Raw genomic sequence first — 444 nt, 5'->3', positions numbered from 1 at the left:
CCCTTAGCTTAAAGTTATATGCCAAAGGAATACGAACATCATCTGGTTTAGAAAACTTAAAAGCCCCCATGTACCTTTAGGCATTCCAATAGAAGATGGTTTGGCTATATTAAAAAAATTGGAAACCCAGTCTTTTCTGAGTCCGAAAAGGAAAGGCTATATCAGGTTTCAAATTCAGCTTACGATGTAGCCATTTATGAAACGAATGGCTCTGTTTCAAGTGTCTGGTACGACGATCCCATTGGAAGATTTTGGAATCGTGGCAGACAGAAAAAAGTAAATCTATACCTTTCTCGCTACGACGTTATTAGCAACTGGGAAGCTAGGCTCAATAATGGGTATATTCAGTTTTATTTTAACGATGTGCTAGGATTGAACATGGCTTATGGATTACACAAAGATGTCATCAGGTTTAATAAACAAAGCATATAACAAAAAAATCAA

The organism is Alteromonas sp. ALT199 (assembly GCF_018619335.1).
In the GTDB taxonomy this organism is placed as follows: domain Bacteria; phylum Pseudomonadota; class Gammaproteobacteria; order Enterobacterales; family Alteromonadaceae; genus Alteromonas.
Note: the sequence above shows the minus strand (reverse complement) of the source record.